The organism is Kitasatospora sp. NPDC127067 (assembly GCF_042724755.1).
In the GTDB taxonomy this organism is placed as follows: Bacteria; Actinomycetota; Actinomycetes; order Streptomycetales; family Streptomycetaceae; genus Kitasatospora; species Kitasatospora lactacystinica.
The window spans coordinates 47,893-64,546 of record NZ_JBHXEM010000018.1; the positions used below are offsets into that span (position 1 = coordinate 47,893).

General features: G+C 75.2%; 13 protein-coding genes. 9 read left to right on the forward strand and 4 right to left on the reverse strand.

Annotated elements, in window-relative coordinates:
- Window positions 1–16: 16 nt before the first annotated feature.
- Both ACFWJ4_RS10660 and ACFWJ4_RS10665 read right to left on the reverse strand, forming a co-directional pair.
- The gene (locus tag ACFWJ4_RS10660) at window positions 17–1,423 is read right to left on the reverse strand and encodes a DUF2252 domain-containing protein (RefSeq protein ID WP_380541718.1); all 1,407 of its coding nucleotides are present in this window, start codon (window positions 1,421–1,423) and stop codon (window positions 17–19) included.
- Window positions 1,420–1,806, reverse strand: coding sequence for a hypothetical protein (locus ACFWJ4_RS10665; protein ID WP_380541721.1), 387 nt, complete (start codon window positions 1,804–1,806; stop codon window positions 1,420–1,422). The genes ACFWJ4_RS10660 and ACFWJ4_RS10665 overlap by 4 nt, the downstream gene beginning before the upstream one ends.
- A gap of 144 nt (window positions 1,807–1,950) precedes the next feature.
- Between ACFWJ4_RS10665 and ACFWJ4_RS10670 the strand changes: the two genes are divergently transcribed.
- Window positions 1,951–2,472, forward strand: coding sequence for a hypothetical protein (locus tag ACFWJ4_RS10670; protein WP_380541724.1), 522 nt, complete (start codon window positions 1,951–1,953; stop codon window positions 2,470–2,472).
- Between the two features lie 82 nt (window positions 2,473–2,554).
- Here the strand turns inward: ACFWJ4_RS10670 and ACFWJ4_RS10675 are convergent, their stop codons facing one another.
- The gene (locus ACFWJ4_RS10675; RefSeq protein WP_380541727.1) at window positions 2,555–2,845 is read right to left on the reverse strand and encodes an SHOCT domain-containing protein; all 291 of its coding nucleotides are present in this window, start codon (window positions 2,843–2,845) and stop codon (window positions 2,555–2,557) included.
- Window positions 2,846–2,900: 55 nt separating this feature from the next.
- A complete protein-coding gene (locus tag ACFWJ4_RS10680; protein WP_380541730.1) occupies window positions 2,901–3,392 on the reverse strand; it encodes a DUF6325 family protein in 492 nt (163 codons plus the stop codon).
- A gap of 394 nt (window positions 3,393–3,786) precedes the next feature.
- Here ACFWJ4_RS10680 and ACFWJ4_RS10685 point away from each other — a divergent pair, with 394 nt between their 5' ends.
- The 8 genes from ACFWJ4_RS10685 (at window position 3,787) to ACFWJ4_RS10720 (ending at window position 16,625) form a co-directional block, all read left to right on the forward strand.
- Complete coding sequence (locus ACFWJ4_RS10685) at window positions 3,787–5,052, forward strand: hypothetical protein (protein WP_380541733.1); 1,266 nt, start codon at window positions 3,787–3,789, stop codon at window positions 5,050–5,052.
- Window positions 5,053–5,204: 152 nt separating this feature from the next.
- On the forward strand, window positions 5,205–5,639 hold the full coding sequence (locus ACFWJ4_RS10690) for a hypothetical protein (protein ID WP_359898269.1): 435 nt from the start codon (window positions 5,205–5,207) through the stop codon (window positions 5,637–5,639).
- Between the two features lie 399 nt (window positions 5,640–6,038).
- A complete protein-coding gene (locus tag ACFWJ4_RS10695; RefSeq protein ID WP_380541736.1) occupies window positions 6,039–7,313 on the forward strand; it encodes a helix-turn-helix domain-containing protein in 1,275 nt (424 codons plus the stop codon).
- A gap of 164 nt (window positions 7,314–7,477) precedes the next feature.
- Window positions 7,478–7,921, forward strand: a complete 444-nt coding sequence (locus ACFWJ4_RS10700) for a cobalamin-dependent protein (protein WP_359898267.1) — start codon at window positions 7,478–7,480, stop codon at window positions 7,919–7,921.
- Window positions 7,922–7,932: 11 nt separating this feature from the next.
- A complete protein-coding gene (locus tag ACFWJ4_RS10705; RefSeq protein WP_380541739.1) occupies window positions 7,933–9,279 on the forward strand; it encodes a methylaspartate mutase in 1,347 nt (448 codons plus the stop codon).
- A 183-nt stretch (window positions 9,280–9,462) separates the two neighbouring features.
- A complete protein-coding gene (locus ACFWJ4_RS10710; protein WP_380541742.1) occupies window positions 9,463–10,455 on the forward strand; it encodes an asparagine synthetase A in 993 nt (330 codons plus the stop codon).
- A 50-nt stretch (window positions 10,456–10,505) separates the two neighbouring features.
- Window positions 10,506–11,750 (forward strand): glutamate synthase-related protein, encoded by a 1,245-nt coding sequence (locus ACFWJ4_RS10715; protein ID WP_380541814.1) that lies wholly within the window; start codon window positions 10,506–10,508, stop codon window positions 11,748–11,750.
- 144 nt (window positions 11,751–11,894) lie between these two features.
- Window positions 11,895–16,625, forward strand: coding sequence for an amino acid adenylation domain-containing protein (locus tag ACFWJ4_RS10720; RefSeq protein ID WP_380541745.1), 4,731 nt, complete (start codon window positions 11,895–11,897; stop codon window positions 16,623–16,625).
- Window positions 16,626–16,654: the final 29 nt, after the last annotated feature.

Sequence of the window (16,654 nt, forward strand, 5' to 3'; positions counted from 1 at the left end):
CGCCCTCCGGGGCGGATCACACCCCGGACCGGGCGGTGATCCGGCCGCTGTCGATCGCGGCGGTGAGCGCGGCGTGGTCGGCGCCGGTCAGGTCGGCGTAGGTGAGGGCGAAGTCGGCGATGGCACGGTCGAAGACGTCGCCGGAACCGAGGTACGCCGCGATGGCGACGCGGTCCCCGGTGCGGGCGTGTCCGCGGGCGAGGGTGCGGCCGCACAGCTCGGCGTACCCGTCCAGCAGGTCCTTGGGCATGCCCTCGATGACGGCGGAGCCCTTCATGTCGCGCAGCTGGCGCCAGTAGAAGTGGCGGCCGGCGGGGCCGGTGGCCCAGCCGAGGAAGATGTCGCTGACGGCCTGGAGACGGCGTTGGCCGGCGACCACCCGCCGGCCCTGATGCCGGTGGGCGCTGGGCGCGAGGTGCGGTTCCAGCACGGACCGTTCGGCCTCCTTCACCTGGAGGAACAGCGGTTCGCCGGTGGCGCGGGCGCGGAACAGGCCGATGTGGCAGCGGGTGCCCACGCTGCCCACGCCGACCACCTTGCGGGCCGCGTCGATCAGCTCGAAGCGGTCGAGCAGCGCCGCCCGCTCCTCCGGCAGGGTGTCCCGGTAGTCCAGGAGGATCTGCTGCAGGCGGGGCAGGTCGTCGCGGTCTATCGGCTCCAGCAGCGGCGGGTCGTGGATGATCCGGGGTTCGCCGTCCGGGCCGGGCTCGGTGAGTTTGGCCAGGGCCTGCAGGCTGGTGCGCGAGCGTGCCTTGGCGATCGTGGTCCGCACCCGCTTGCGGTACTTCGACGCCTGGATCAGCGGCAGGAGTTCGGCGGTGTCCACCCGTTCGTACCAGACGTCGAGTTCACCGAGGCCGGCGAGCCGTCGCATGGCGAGCCGGTACGCCCGGGCGGACGAGAGCGCCACGGCGCGGGCGGACCCGTCGGACTCCCCGTTCTCGCGCGCGGCCACGGCGATGCTGGCGGCCAGGCGTTTGACGTCCCACTCGAAGGGGCCGGGCAGGGTCTCGTCGAAGTCGTTGAGGTCGAAGAGCAGGGCGCGCTCCGGCGAGGCGAAGAGCCCGAAGTTGCACAGGTGGGCGTCCCCGCAGAGCTGGACGGTGAGGCCGGTGTTCGGGGCGGCGGCGAGGTCCGCGGCCATGATGGCGGGCGCGCCGCGCAGGAAGGCGAAACGGGAGGCCGCCATCCGGCCGTAGCGGATCGGTACGAGCTCCGGGACGCGGGTGGCGGCCTGGGCCTCCAGGACGTCGACGGGGTCCGCGCGGTCCGGCCCGGGGGTCCAGGTCCCGTGGGCCGAGCGCGGCACGGTCCGGCGGGCCCGCCGTCCCGCCGAGACCGGGTCGGAGGCCGGCGGGTCCACCCGCTCGCCGTCGTCGGCTCCCGGGGGCCGGCCGGGTGCCCCGGTCGGTGCCGACGTCATGCCCGCACCTGCCCGTGTGTCGCGTGGGTGGCCTGTCTGATGGTCTCGACGACGTGCGCGACGGCGTGGGCCATCGTGCCGGTCAGGAGGAACAGGAGGGTGATGAGGATCCAGCCGTTCTTCTCCTTGACGTCGAGGTCGGCGGGGTGCACGGGGCGGGCGGGCGTGGGCGCGCGTTGCGGCGCGGGGCGCAGGAGTTCCCTGGAGATCGCGACGATGCCGCACAGCGCGTGGCCGATCGCGCCGGCCATGAGCATCGAGGCGCCGAGCACGATCCATCCGACGCGTCCGATCTCGTCGGGTGAGGTCGTGGTGGTGGGACGTGACGCCTGCTGGTGGGTACCGAGCACCGGGCTCGCCTCCTTGCGGGGGGAGGGAAACATCCTGCCCCCACGCTACGGGCGGTGGCCGGAGCCCGGGTCACCCGGCGTGGGTGACCGCGGCCGTGCCGGAACCCGCGGTGCGGGTGATGATGGCCGCGACGGACCCCATCGGCCGTCTCCGCGGCGATGACGGGAGCAGGCTTCGTGACAACGTCCCGCGGTCGTACCCCCGCCCCGCGCGACCCGGCCCGGGGCGGAATCCGGAAGCGGACCGACTATGCCGGAGCGGTGTACGGCTCGATGCTCGCCGCCTCCGTGATCGCGGCCTCCAGCCTCACCGAACCGCACCCCCGGCTGTCGCTCATCCTGCTGCTGGTGATCACCGGGATCGTGTTCTGGATCGCGCACGTCTACGCGCTGGTGGCCGGGGAGCGCGAGGCCGGCCGCCAGGTCGCCTGGAGCCAGGTGCGCGAGGTCGGCCGGCACGAGTGGCCGCTGGTGGAGGCGTCGGCGCTGCCCGCCCTGGCGGTGCTGGTCAGCCCGTGGCTGGGGGCGGGGGAGAACGCCTGGCTCGCCCTCGGTGTCGCCGTGGCGCAGCAGGTGGCCTGGGCGACGCTGGGCGCCCGCCGGGCGGGCGCCTCGCCGGGCCAGATCGCCGCCGAGGGGGTGGTCAACCTGCTCCTGGGCCTGGTCATCGTGGCGGCCAAGGTCGCCGTCGGGCACTGAGCCACCCGCGGCGGGTGAGGCCGCCGGCGTGCCGACCGTGCTCAGCGCCGTGCCGGCGGTGCTCAGTGCCGTGCCGGCGGTGTCAGCCGGCCAGGAGCCGCTGCTTCTGCGTGGCGAACTCCTCCTCGGTGAGGACTCCCTGGTCCTTCAGCTGCGCCAGCTGCTGCAGCTGGGAGATCTTCGCGTCCATCCCCGTCGGGGCGGGCGCGGCGGGTGCGGCGGGAGCCGGCGGCGGGGGCGGCGGCGCGGGCTCGGCCACCTCCTCCTGGTGCGCCCAACGGCCCGCCTGGCGGCGGGACACCCGGTTGGACACGGCGGTCGCCGTTCCGGCGACGACGGCGGTGCGCGCGACACCGCGCAGCAGTCCAGGCATGACGCGTACTCCTCTCGGTGGCTTCAGGTCACAGTGGCTTCGTGTCTCGGCGACTTCACGTCCCGGAGGCGGGGCCGCCCGGCGCGTCCGTCAGGTCGTTCCCGCCGGCACCGTCCAGCTCGTCCAGGGAGTGCAGCAGCTCCGGCATCGGTACCCGGCCACTGGCGACCACCCGGGCACCGCCCCGGCGCAGGGCCGTGGCGAACGGGGCGGCCCAGGTGTTCTCGTAGATGAGCACACCGGCCGAGTTGCCGGGCTCGATGACCCCGGCGGCCTCGCTCAGGTCGCCGGCGTCGAGCAGTCCCGACCCGGCGCCCTCGAAGACGGCCAGGTCCAGTCGGCCGTCGCCGTCGAAATCGGCGATCTCCATGCCCGTGACGGTGCCGTCGGCGTCCTTGCGCACGAACGCGAAGTCCAGGATGCGGATCACATTCCGGTCCACCAGGTCGACCAGCAGCGGGAGCGCTTCCCCGGTCATCCGGTTGCCGGGGAACTCGACCACCACGTAGTCGATGGGCCCGGTCTCGGCGAGGACGTCCTCGGCCATGGCGGTGCTCCTTTCGGGGGAGTCCCTCGCCCGTCCCGGCGGGCCGGGCGCTGGTACCGACCGTACGGGCCGCCGACGCGCCGGCGGATCACCTGCCCGGGGTGAGGCGGCGACCCGGTGCCGGGCACGCCCCGGACCGGGCGGCGGGTGGGCGGCCGCGTCGCGCTCCTCGTCCGGGTGGCCCAGCCCGGGGTGCCGGGCGGGGGCCCCTGCGGCGTGAATGGTGTCCAGCGGCGCCGTGGCCGCGCAGCGAATGCCGGGAGGGCCGTTGAACGGGCCGAGTGAACCCCAGCCGTCCGAGCCCCCGACGGGCGGGACGGTGAACGGAGGCGCCACCGCGGGGCCCCGGCACCCCTCCCGGGCGGGCCGGATCGTCAGGAGCACCGTCTCGGCCGTGCTGATCACGCTGACCTGCATCCTGGTGCCGGTCTCGCTGCTCACCGTCTGGGTGCACGACATCGCGCTGGACACCGACCGGTACGTCAGCACGGTCGCGCCGCTGGCCACGAACCCCGCGATCCAGGACGCCGCGGTCAACCGGATCACCCAGGCGGTGGACGTGAAGGTGGACGGCCCGCAGGTCGCGTCCGACCTGGCCTCCTGGCTGCAGTCGCAGGGCCTGCCGCCCCGGGCCGCGTCCGCCGTCAAGTCGCTGGGGCCCAAGATCGACGACGCGGTGGACCAGGTGGTCTCCAAGGCGGCGACCAAGGTCGTGCGGAGCGACGCCTTCGACACCGTCTGGACGCAGGCGAACCGCGCCGCCCACACGGCCGTGGTCCAGGCCCTGACCGGACACGGCCGCGGCGCGGTCGGAGTCAGCGACGGCACGGTCACCCTCGACGTCGGGAAGGCCGTGGACCAGCTGAAGGACCAGCTGGTGGCCGCGGGTCTGACACCGGCCGAGAAGATCCCGGACGTGAACAAGCAGCTGGTGCTGTTCCAGTCCGACAAGCTGGCCAAGGTCCGTGGCGCCGCGCACGCGCTGGACGTGATGGGCAACTGGCTGCCGGTGATCACCGTGGTGATCGGTCTGGTCGGCGTCCTGCTGGCCCGGCGCCGGCGCCGGGCCCTGGTGTCCACGGCGCTCGGCGCGGCGGGGGCCGGCCTGGTGGTGGCGATCGCCCTGGTGATCGCCCGGCACTACTACCTCGACCACCTGCCGCCCGCCGTGCAGTCCCGGGATGCCGCGGCCGCGGTCTTCGACACGCTGCTGAGGTTCCTGAAGGTCAGCCTGCGCACCCTCATCGTCCTGGGCGTGGTGGTCGCGCTCGGCGCCTACCTCTCCGGGGCGGGACGGCTGCCGCGGGCCGTGCGCGGCGGGGCCGACCACGCCGCGGACTCGGTCGCCGGCTGGAGCGGCGCGCACGGCGTGCACACCGGACGGGCCGGAACCTGGACCGACGCCCACCGCCGCTGGCTCGCCCTCGCGGCGCTGCTGATCGTGGCCCTGGTGTTCGCCCTCTGGAACCACCCGACGGTGCTGACCGTGCTGCTGCTCGTCCTGGTGCTCCTGGTGGTCCTCGCCGTCCTGGCACTGCTCGCCGCCTCCGGACGGGTCGCCGGCCCAGGACGGGGCGGTGCGCCCGGAGGCGGCGGGGCGCCCGGAGGGGGTGGCGCTTCCGGCGGCGGCGGCGCCGAGAACCCCCGGGAGGAGGGCTGACGGGGCTCCACCAGGGACGTCCGGGCCACGGCCGCGGCCGGTCCGCGCCACGACAGGACGGGGATCCGGTTCTACCGTGAACGTAGGACTTCTGTTCCACCCTCCCGCCTACCGCGGTCCGCGAGGCGGTTGCCATCGAAGGAGTCACCGTCATGACGAGCAGCGTCAGTGGAGTCGGCAGCAGCCAGATCCCCCAGCCCCAGCACCACCCATACGCGTCCGGGTGGACCATCTTCGCGGGGGTCATGCTGATCACCGGCGGTCTCATGGCGGTCTTCGAGGGGATCTCCGCCATCGCCAAGGACGACCTGGTCGTCGTCACCCGCAACTACGCGTACTCGCTGAACAGCGCGGGCTGGGGGTGGATCCACCTCATCATCGGCGTCCTGATCGTCGTGGCGGGCGTGGCGGTCTTCAGCGGCGCCCTCTGGGCCCGGATCTTCGGTGTCGCCCTCGCCGGCCTGGGAATGATCGCCAACTTCCTGTGGCTGCCCTACTACCCGGCGTGGGCGATCGTCCTGATCGCGATCGACGCCCTCGTCATCTGGGGGCTGTGCCACGGCGGCCTCAAGGCGGCGGCCGAGTGACCTCCGGGGAGGCCCGTCCCTGACCGCGCCACCGGCCCGGATCCCGGCATCCGCCGAGGTCCGGGCCTTTGCGTGTCCACCGGGAAGGCCGGCGCCGCCCCGCCGCGGCCGTCCCGGCGACGGGTCCCCGTCCGGCCCGGACGGGCGGCGGGACGGCCTGTGAGGCCCGGGTGAAGGTCGTGGGTGGGGCCGGTGATCGGCCGTTGATCGGGCGTAGACGGCGAGCCAGGAGCATCGGGAACCGGAGGGAGCCGGTCGGAGGCCACAGCCTGATCGCCGGGTCCCGTACGGCCGGACCACGGGCCGTGCGGGCGCCCGGAGCTGAGGCCGCCACCGGTCCCGACGCCAGGAGGAGTCCGGACCACGAAGGGCAGACGAGGCATGGACGGCGGGCAGTCGGTGCAAGCGGTGAGAACGGCGGCGGGCTTCGGCGAGCTGCTGCGGCTACGGCGCGAGCGGGTCGGGCTGACCCAGCAGTGCCTGGCCGATCACGCGACCCTGAGCGTGCGGGCGATCCGGGACATGGAGAGCGGCCGGGTGCGCCGGCCCCGCAACGAGACCGTCCGGCTGCTGGCGGACGCGCTGCGGCTGGAGGGCCGCAGCCGGACGGACTTCGAGGAGACCGCCCGCCGGCACCCGCTCGCGGACGAGCCGGTGGCCGAGCCGGCCGCCCCGCCGGTGGCCCGCGGGGCGATCGTCGGCCGGGACATGGAGGCCGAGGTGCTGGCCGACGCCTTCGCCGTGCACGGGGACCGGCTGGTCTCGCTGGTGGGCCTGGGCGGGGTCGGCAAGACCCGGCTCGCCCTGGAGGTGGCCCGCCGGCTGCACCTGGCCGTCCGCTGGTCGGTGCGCTGGGTGGACTGCGGCGGCGGCCCGCACCCCTGGCGCGCGCCGCTGGACGACCTCGCCCGGGACATCGGCGAGCGGCCCGCCCTGCTGGTGCTGGACGGCGCCGACGGCGGGGTGGACGCCGGGCAGCTGGACGGGCTGTTCCACCGCTGCCCCGGGCTGCGGGTGCTGATCACCGCCCGGGAGGCCCGGCCGCTGCCCGGGGGACAGGTCATCCCGCTCGCGCCGCTGCCCGTCCCGGCCCCCGAACTCGACGCCGAACCGGAGGCGCTGGCGCAGGTCGGGGCCGTCCGGCTGCTGCTCTCGCACCTGTGCCGGCTGCGCCCCGGCTACACCCTGGAGCGCTCCGAGGCGCCCGCCGTCGCGGAGCTCTGCCGCCGCCTGGACGGCCTGCCGGGCGCGCTGGAGCGCGCGGCGGGGTGGGCGCTGGTGCAGTCCACCTCCCAGCTGGTGGCCGGGCTGGCGGTCGTCCCGTTCACGCTGGCGGCGCCGCCCGTGGTGTTCGGTGCGCGCGGTGACCTGCGGGACGAGGTGGAGCCGGCGATCCGGCGCCTCACGGAGCGCCAGCGCGCCCTGCTGGAGGTGCTCGTGGACGAGCCGGGGGACTGGTCGGGGGAGGACGCGGTGGTCCGCAGCGGCTGGACGCTGCAGGCCTGCCTGGCCACGGTGCACGAACTGCTGTCGCGCGGGCTGATCCGCAGCGTGCCCGCCCGGGACGGCGTGCGCTTCACGGTGCTCAACCTGTGCCGGCGCCTCGTCCGGGAGGAGCCCGGGATCCGGCTGGGGCCGGCGGGGGACGGCCCGCTGCTGGCCGTCGCGGGCTGACCGTGAGGCCTCGAACGGCTGCCGATTCTGCCGATTCTGCCGCTTAATGCCGCAGGAGCTGCCGCTTGCCGGGCCCGATCGTTCCTAGCGTTCTCCGTGGGGCCGGACCGCCGCGGGAACGCGCCGGAACGCCATCGAGGATCTCTACCGATGAGGGCTGAGTCGTGGAGCACGGAAACGCCGAACAGAACGGTCTGGACGTCGTCGTGACGACGACGGCCTCGGATTCGCACACCTGGAACCTGGTCTTCCTCCAGTTCCTGCTGGAGGAGACGGGCCACCGGGTGACGAATCTGGGCGCGTGCGTCCCGGACGCGCTGCTGATCTCCGAATGCCGCCGGATCGAACCGGACCTGATCGTGATCAGCAGCGTCAACGGGCACGGCTTCCAGGAGGGCCTGCGGGTGATCGAGGCCCTCCGCGCCTGCCCGGAACTGCGGCGCACCCCGACCGTCATCGGCGGCAAGCTCGGCATCGCCGGGGCCGACGACCCCGACCGCGAGCGGACGCTGCTGGCGGCCGGCTTCGACGCGGTCTTCGAGGAGGGCGCCGCGGTGGCCGGGTTCCGCGAGTTCGTCGGCGGACTGCGTTCCGGGGTCCTGCTGTGACGGATCCTGTGGTGACGGGCTCCGCAGTGACGGGCCCCGCAGTGACGGGTCCCGCCCGGGCGGGCTTCGGCGCGTTCGTGGCACAGGCCGCCGAGGCCGGCGCCCTGGTGGTCCAGCCCCGGATGGGCATGGCGCGGGCGGCCGTGATGCGGGAGGGCCTGCTCGCCACCCGGGGGGCGGCCGCCGTCACCGTCGGCACCATCACCCTGGACAGCTACACCCGCACCGGCGACCTCGACGCCGCGCGGCGCGCCCTGGCCGCCGGGGCGGGCCTCAACGGCTACCCGATCGTCACCCACCCGGTCGAGGTCACCCGGGAGGTGCTGCGCGGGGTGGCGGACGCGGGCTTCCCGGTACAGGTCCGGCACGGCTCGGCCGCGCCGGAGCGGATCGTCGAGGCGCTGCTGGCGGCCGGCCTGGACGCCACCGAGGGCGGACCGGTCTCCTACTGCCTGCCGTACGGCCGTACCCCGCTGCACGAGGCGGTGGCGCGCTGGCGGCGCAGCTGTGAAATCCTCGCCTCCGCCCGGGAGTCCGGCGCCGAGCCGCACCTGGAGACGTTCGGCGGCTGCATGATGGGACAGCTCTGCCCGCCCTCGCTGCTGATCGCCATCAGTGTGCTGGAGGCGCTGTTCTTCCGTCAGAACGGGCTGCGCAGCATCTCGCTCAGCTACGCCCAGCAGGCCAACGCCCGCCAGGACGAGGAGGCGCTGGCCGCGCTCGGCCGGATCGCGGGGGAGCTGCTCGCGGACGTCGACCGGCACCTCGTGGTGTACGCGTACATGGGCGTGTACCCGCTCTCGCCCGGCGGCGCGCGGCTGCTGCTGGAGGACGCGGCGCGGCTCGCGGTGCGCGGCGGCGCGGCCCGGCTGATCGTCAAGACCACGGCCGAGGCGCACCGCATCCCCACCGTCGCCGAGAACGTCCGGGCGCTGGAGACCGCGGCCGCGGCCGCCGCGGCGGAGCGGGGCCGGCCACGACCCGCCGCCGCGCCGGACACCGGGATCGAGGCCGAGGCCAGGGCGCTGATCGGCGCGGTGCTCGACCTGGACGCCGACGTCGGGCGGGCCCTGGTGCGGGCGTTCGCGGCCGGCTACCTGGACGTGCCGTACTGCCTGCACCCCGACAACGCCGGGCGGACCGGCAGTTCGCTGGGCCCGGACGGCCGGCTGCACTGGTCCGGCGTCGGCTCGATGCCGATCGCGGGGCTCGTCGAGCGCGGCCGGGCGCCGATCCTCGGCTCGGCCGGGCTGCTGGCCGCCCTCTCCCACGTCCGGCGCGGCTACGACGGCCGGGCCGAGTACGCGGCCGCCTCCGTGGCGGCGTCCGCCGCCCGGGGCCTGCCCGTGGCGCGCTGAGCCGCCCGCCGGGCCGCGAAGCCCTGCCCGCCCGCCGCTCCAGCACCCCCGCCCGCCCGTCGTTCAAGCACCTCCGCCCGCCCGCCGCTCCAGCACCCCCGCCCGCCCGCCGCTCCACCACCGACGACCGCCCGCGCCTCCGACGGCGGGCCACGGACCACCCGAGAGAACAGGACCCCGACCATGCCCGACACCACGCCCCGGCCCCCGGTCGATCCGGGCCGGCACCTGACCGCCCCGACCACCCGCAGCGCCCTGCGGATCCAGCAGCAGCTGCTCGCCGCCGCCCGCGAGTTCCTGCGCGGCCGGGGCTTCACCGAGCTGCTGCCGCCGATCATCGGCCCGGTCACCGACCCCGGTGCGCGCGGCTCCAAGCAGGTGGACATCGACTTCTACGGCCACCGCTACAAGCTGATGACCAGCGCCATCCTGTACAAGCAGGCCTCGCTGCTCGCCTTCGACAAGATCTTCTGCATCGCCCCGAACGTCCGGCTGGAGCCGCTGGAGACCGCCGGGACGAGTCGGCACCTGGCCGAGTTCCACCAGCTGGACGTGGAGGTCGCCGGCGCGAGCCGGGACGACGCCGTCCAGTTGGCCGAGGAACTGGTGGTGCACATGGTCGACAGCACGGTGCGCGAGCTGCCCAAGGAGTTCGCCGAACTCGGCCGGGACCCGCAGGCCTTCGCCGAGCTCCTGAAGGGCTCGTTCGGCCGCGTCCGGCACGCCGAGGCGGTGGCCGAACTGCGAGGCATCGGCCACCCGCAGAGCCTGGACGCCGAACTCGACTGGGAGGGCGAGGCATTGCTGTCGGCCCGGCGCGACCGGCCGTTCTTCGTCACCGACTACCCGAAGGGCTCGCGCGGCTTCTACGACCGCGAGCACCCGGAGGACCCGGGCCTGCTGCGGAACTTCGACCTGCTCGCGCCCGAGGGCTACGGCGAGCTGTGCAGCGGCAGCCAGCGCACCAACGACTACGCGGAGATCGTCACCCGGATGCGGGAGACCGGCGAGAACCCGCAGAAGTACCGCTGGTACCTGGACCTGGTGCGCGAGGGCGTGCCGGCCAGCGCGGGCTTCGGCATCGGCGTCGAGCGGCTCACCCGGTACGTCGCCGGGCTGGACGCCGTCTGGCAGGCCAGCGCGTTCCCCAAGGTCGCCGGGGTGGTGTCACCGTGAGGGAGCACAGCGAGCTCGCCGTCGAGCGGAGCGGGGCGGACGCCGACGCCGTGAAGGACCTGACCGCGCCCGGCTTTCCGGAGGAGGAGGTCCGGCGGCGGGCCCGCGTCGGGGCGGCCGCGGCGTTCCCGCCCGCCGAGGAGTACGGGCGGGTGCTGTTCGGCGCCGGCCGGCCCGGGGAGGCCGCGCCGAACGACGCGCTCGACGCCCTGCGGATCGTCCCGCCGCTGTTCCTGCCGCAGCGGCTCGCCAAGCTGATCGACCTCGGCCGCGAACCCGACTACCGGGACGTCGAACTCGCCACCGCCATCGGCGGGTTCGCCTCGGCGCTGCCGGTCTACGTGTCGGCGACCGGCTCCACCCGGGCGGCCGGCGGCGACCTCGGGCTGGCCCTGAGCCGGCAGGCCGGGGCGCTCGGGATCCCGATGGTGATCGGCGAGAACGTGGTGCCGGTCAACGGCTACGGCCGGCTCGGCGAGGCGGCCGACCGCACCCTGCTCGGCCGGCTGCGCGCCTACGGCGAGCAACTCCCGGACGGGCTCGGCGGCGTGGCCGTGCAGCAGAGCACCGAGGACGCCGACGCCGAGGTGTGGAACCTCGTCCACAGCGATCCGGCCGCCCTGCCGCTGCTCGAATCCGGGCGGCTGGCCTTCGAGTTGAAGGTCGGGCAGGGGGCCAAGCCGGGCCTGGGCGGGATGACCGTGCTGGACGCGGAAGCCGCCGCCGCGCTCGGCGACCGCTTCGGGCTGGACCCGCTGTTCGGCGACGGCCGGGTGCTGCGCGCCGCCACCCCGGGCACCTTCACCGCGGAGATCCTGCGCCAGCAGATCCGGCTGATGCGCAACAACTACCCGCGGGTGCGGATCTGGGTGAAGCTCTACCCCGGCCGGGACGTGGCCGAGGCCGCCCGGGTGGCGCACGAGGCCGGAGCGGACGCCGTCGTGGTGGACGGCGCCGAGGGCGGCACCGGCTGGGCGCCGGGGGTGTTCCTGCCGCACGTCGGCCTGCCGCTCGCGGAGTGCCTGCGCCGGCTGGCGGCCGCGCCGCCGCCCTCCCTGCTGGTCTCCGGGCGGATCTGGGAAGGCGCCCGGGCGGTCAAGAGCCTGGCGCTGGGGGCCCGTGCGGTGGGCCTCGGACGGGCGGCGCTGCTCGCCGTCGCGGAGGACCGGGAATCCGGTCTGCGCCGTTTCGCGGAATGCCTTGCGCTGGAACTCCGACTGCTGATCAGTTCGCTCGGGAAATACGCCCCCGAGGCCCTGGACGGGGCGGACGTCTGGTCCCCCGAGAATTCCTGAAGCACCCTCGGCCGGTAGCCCTGGCCTGCCTGGAAAGCGGCATGATGAAACTGCCGATTTCCTTCCGCTCATTCTGCCGATAGGGCCGTCGAATTCCCCCTATCGTCGCTTTCGTCGCCGATTTCTCTCACGATCTGGGGTTGGATGATGTCCTCGCGCGGTTTCCCCACCGAATTCACGGCGCCCGGTTTCGCGCCGTTCGCCTCCGCCGTCGCCCGCTTCCCGGAGCGGCCGGCCGTCCGGGCCGGCGGCCGGACGGTCGACTACCGGGAGCTGGACGGCCTGACCGCCGCCCTCGCCGCCCGGCTCGCCCCCGGCCGGACGGTCGCCGTGACCGGCCGCGACCGGCTGGACCACGTGGTCGCACTGCTCGCGGCGCTGCGGGCCGGCGCCACCTACCTGCCGCTGGACGGGGAGGCCCCCGAGGAGCGCAACCGCTGGATCGCCGAGGACGCCGGGGCCCACCTCGCCCTGAACGGCGAGGAGCTCACCGAAATCGGCGGAGGGGCGGGCGGGAACGCCGGCGCCGGCTACGTCATCTACACCTCCGGCACCACCGGCCGCCCCAAGGGCGTGCACGTTCCGCTCGCCGCCCTGGCCGGCCACCTGGCCGGTGTCGTCGAGACCTTCGGCCTGACCGAGCGGGACGTGGTGCTGCAGTTCGCCCGTCCGACCGTGGACGTGGCCGTCGAGCAGGTGCTCGGCGCGCTGTCCGCCGGGGCCTGCCTGGTCCTGCCGGAGCAGCGGCTGCTGGCCCCGGCCGCGCTGCTGGACCTGCTGGACGCCGAGGGCGTCACCGTCGCCAACCTGGCCGCGGGCTACTTCCAGGACGTGGTGGCGGCCCTGGGCGGCCGGGTGCCGCGCACCCTGCGGCTGATGATCTCCGGCAGCGACAAGCTGGAGCCCGCCACCGCCGCCGCCTGGTGGTCGGCGACCGGGGTGCCGCTGCTGAACGCCTACGGCCCGACCGAGACCGTGGTCACCGCCACCACCCACCGGCTCGACGGCACGCCGGAGCAGCCCGCCGCCCGGGTGCCGATCGGCACCGGGGTCGGCGCGCGCCGCCTCCACGTGCTGGACGGGCGGCTGCGGCCGGTGCCGCCCGGCGAGGCGGGCGAACTGTACGTCGGCGGGCCGCTGTTGGCCTCCGGCTACCTCGGCCGTCCCGGCCTCACCGCCGGCCGCTTCGTCGCCGACCCGTTCGCGGAGGCCGACGGGGCCCGGGGGGCCCGGATGTACCGCACCGGCGACCTGGTGCGCCGCGCCGCCGAGGACGGCCCGCTGGAGTTCCTCGGCCGCGGCGACCACCAGGTGAAGATCCGCGGCTTCCGGGTCGAGCCGGGCGAGATCGAGCAGGTGCTGGCCGGTCACCCCGGCGTCACCGGCTGCGTCGTGGTGGCGCACGAGGGCCGGCTGGCCGCGTACGTCACCGGCGCCGCGCCGGGGTACGCCGAGGCCCGGGCCTGGCTGGCCGAGCGGCTGCCCGAGCACATGGTCCCGGCGACGCTCACCGCGCTGGAAGCCTTCCCGCTGACGGCCGGCGGCAAGGTGGACCGCGGGGCGCTGCCCGAGCCGCGGACCGTGCCGCAGGGCAGGCCGGCCGGCCGCCCGCCGCGCACCCCCGCCGAGCAGCTGATCGCGGCGGTCTGGGCGGACGTGCTCGGGGTGCCGGAGGTCGGCGCCGACGACAACTTCTTCCACCTGGGCGGCGATTCGCTGACGGCCGTGCGGGTGGTGGGCCGGGTCTTCGACGTCTTCGGCATGGTGTCGCCGTACACCATCTTCGACGCGCCGACGCTGGCCGAGTTCGCCGCCGCGGTGACCTCCGCGTCCGGCGGCGCGCGCCCGGCCCCGGTCCGCTCCGGCGCCGCCGAGGCCCCGCTGTCCAAGTTCCAGCGCGGGCTGTGGTTCCTCGACCAGTGGAACCCGGACGCGCCGACCTACGTGGTGCCCTGGGTGTTCCGCTTCTCCGGGCCGGTCGACCCCGAGCTGCTGCGGCGGGCGCTGGCCGGGGTGGTCGAGCGGCACGAGAGCCTGCGGACGACCTTCGAGCTCGCCGAGGACGGTCCGCGGCAGGTCGTCCACCCCTGGGTGGAACTGCCGTTCACGCTCACCGAGACCACCGCCGAGCAGGTGGACGCCCTGGTCGCCGAGGCCGCGCTGGTCCCCTTCGACCTGGAGCGGGGGCCGCTGGTCCGGGCCCGGGTCTTCCGGGCCGACGGGGCGACCACGCTGCTGCTGCTCCTGCACCACATCGTCTGGGACGAGGGCTCGCTGGCCGTGCTGGAGGCCGAACTCCAGGAGCTGTACGCCGCCTCGGCCGAGGGCCGGCCCGCCGAGCTGCCGGAGCTCGCCGTCCAGTACGGCGACTACGCCGCCTGGCAGTACCAGGACGACACCGCCGAGCGACAACTGGACTACTGGCGCGAGCAGTTGCGCGACGCGCCGACCGCCGACGCGCTGGTGCCGGACCGGCCCCGGCCCGAGGAGCAGGCCTTCCGCGGCGCCTTCCGCCGCTTCGCCATGCCCGACCCGGTGGCCGAGGCCGTCCGGGCGCTCGCCCGCAGCGAGGACGCCACCCCGTTCATGGTGCTGCTGGCCGGGCTGGCCCTCACCCTGCACCGCCGGTCCGGGCAGCGCGACCTGGTGCTCGGCTCGCCGGTGAACGCCCGCGGCCGGGCCGAACTCGACGGCCTGATCGGCTACTTCGTCAACCTGCTGCCGCTGCGGCTGAAGCTGGAGGAGGGCGCCTCCTTCCGCGAACTGGTCCGGCACGTGCGCGAGGTGTCGATCGGCGGCTACCGCCACCAGGAGGTGCCCTTCGACGACATCGCGGGCGCCGTGCTCGACGAGCGCCCCGAGGACCGCAACCCGCTCTGCCAGGTGCTGCTGGAGCTGCACCCGCTGGACCCCCGGCCGTTCACGGTCGGCGGGCACGAGGTCACCCGGGCCCTGCACTCCAACCCGGTCTCCCGCTTCGACCTGTCCGTCTCGGTGGACGACCTGGGCACCGGCTTCACCGGCCGCTTCGAGTACGACAGCGACCTCTTCGCCCCGGACACCATGGCCGGCCTGTGCGAGGAGTGGCTGGGCACCCTGGCCGCCGCCGTCGAGGTGCCGGTGCACGCCCTGTTCGAGGCGCGGGCCGCCCGCGACCCGCGGGCCGTCGCCCTGATCTCCGGCGAACGGACCGTCGGCTACGGCGAGTTGAACACCGCCGCGAACCGGCTCGCCCGCCACCTGACGGGCCTCGGCATCGGTCGCGGCGACACCGTCGCCGTACTGGCCGAGCGCGGGCCGGAACTGGTCGTCGCCCTGCTGGCGGCTCTCAAGGCCGGCGCCGCCTACACCCTGCTCGACCCGGACTTCCCGGCCGAGCGGCTGGCCGGCGCGGTCGCCGACGCCGGCGCCGCCACGGTGGTCACCCACCGGCACGCCGTCGTGCCCTTCCCGGTCGGGCGGCAGGTGGACCTGGACGCCTCGGCCGCCGAACTCGCCCGGTACGCGGGGCACGACCTCGGCCTGCCGGTCGGGGGCGCCGACCTCGCCTGCGTGATGTTCACCTCCGGCTCCACCGGCCGCCCCAAGGGCGTCGCCGTCCCGCACCGCGCGCTCACCACCACCTACCTCGGCCAGGACTACGCCCGCTTCGGCCCCGAGGAGGTCTGGCTGCAGTGCTCGCCGGTCTCCTGGGACGCCTTCGCCCTGGAGCTGTACGGCGCGCTCTGCTTCGGCGGTGCCTGCGTCCTCCAGCCCGGCCGGCGCCCGGACCCGCAGACCATCGCCGAGCTGACCCGCCGCCACGGCGTCACCCAGCTCCAGCTCTCCGCCAGCCTGTTCAACTTCCTGCTGGAGGAGTTCCCGGAGACCTACGACGGCCTCAAGCTCGCCTTCACCGCCGGCGAGCGGGCCTCCGTCACCCATGTGGCCAAGGCCCTGGAGGCCTACCCGGGCCTGGCGGTGGCCAACGGCTACGGCCCGGTGGAGAGCCTCGGCCTGACCACCTGCCACCGGGTCGGCCCCGCCGACACCGCCGGTGCCTCCGTCCCGATCGGCGTCCCGCTGAACGGCAAGGGCGTCCTCGTCCTGGACGAGCGGCTGCGCCCCGTCGAGCCCGGCACGACCGGCGAGCTGTACGCCACCGGCGGCGGTCTCGCCCACGGCTACCTCGGCCGGCCCGGCCTCACCGCCGAACGCTTCGTCGCCTCCCCGTACGGCGCCCCCGGCGAGCGCCTCTACCGCACCGGGGACCTCGGCCACCTCAACGCCGAGGGCCTGCTGGAGGTCACCGGCCGGATCGACGACCAGGTGAAGATCCGCGGCTTCCGGGTCGAGCCCGGCGAGATCGAGGACGCGCTCACCCGCCACCCGGCCGTCCGGGAGGCCGCCGTCGCCGTCCACGAGCCCGCCCCGGGCGACCGCCGGCTCGCCGCCTACGTGACCGTCGCCGCCGGCGCCCCCGCCCCGGACGCGCTGCTCGACCACCTGGCCGCCCTGCTGCCCGAGCACATGGTGCCCGCGACCCTCGACGTCCTGGACGCCCTGCCGCTCAACCACAACGGCAAGGTGGACCGCAAGGCGCTGCCCGCCCCGGCCGGCCGCCGGGCCGCCGACGCGGCCGGGGCCGCCGACGGCTCCGGGGCCGCCGACCCGCTGACCGAGGCCGAACGCCTGGTCGCCGAGGCGATGCGCGAGGTGCTCGACCTCGCCGAGGTCGGCCGCGAGGACAACTTCTTCCGGATCGGCGGCAACTCGCTGGCCGCCGTCCGGGTCGCGATGCGGCTGTCCCGGGAGACCGGCAGCCGCGTCCCCCCGCAACTGGTGTTCCGGGCCCGGACCGTGAGCGCCATCGCCGAACGGCTGGCCGCCCGATGACGGGCCGCACCGCACACGAAGGGAACGAG

Coding starts and splice junctions, on each gene's coding strand:
- ACFWJ4_RS10660 (WP_380541718.1), bottom strand. CDS start 1,423: ATGACGTCGGCACCGACCGGGGCACCCGGCCGGCCCCCGGGAGCCGAC.
- ACFWJ4_RS10665 (WP_380541721.1), bottom strand. CDS start 1,806: ATGTTTCCCTCCCCCCGCAAGGAGGCGAGCCCGGTGCTCGGTACCCAC.
- ACFWJ4_RS10675 (WP_380541727.1), bottom strand. CDS start 2,845: ATGCCTGGACTGCTGCGCGGTGTCGCGCGCACCGCCGTCGTCGCCGGA.
- ACFWJ4_RS10680 (WP_380541730.1), bottom strand. CDS start 3,392: ATGGCCGAGGACGTCCTCGCCGAGACCGGGCCCATCGACTACGTGGTG.
- ACFWJ4_RS10690 (WP_359898269.1), top strand. CDS start 5,205: ATGACGAGCAGCGTCAGTGGAGTCGGCAGCAGCCAGATCCCCCAGCCC.
- ACFWJ4_RS10710 (WP_380541742.1), top strand. CDS start 9,463: ATGCCCGACACCACGCCCCGGCCCCCGGTCGATCCGGGCCGGCACCTG.
- ACFWJ4_RS10720 (WP_380541745.1), top strand. CDS start 11,895: ATGATGTCCTCGCGCGGTTTCCCCACCGAATTCACGGCGCCCGGTTTC.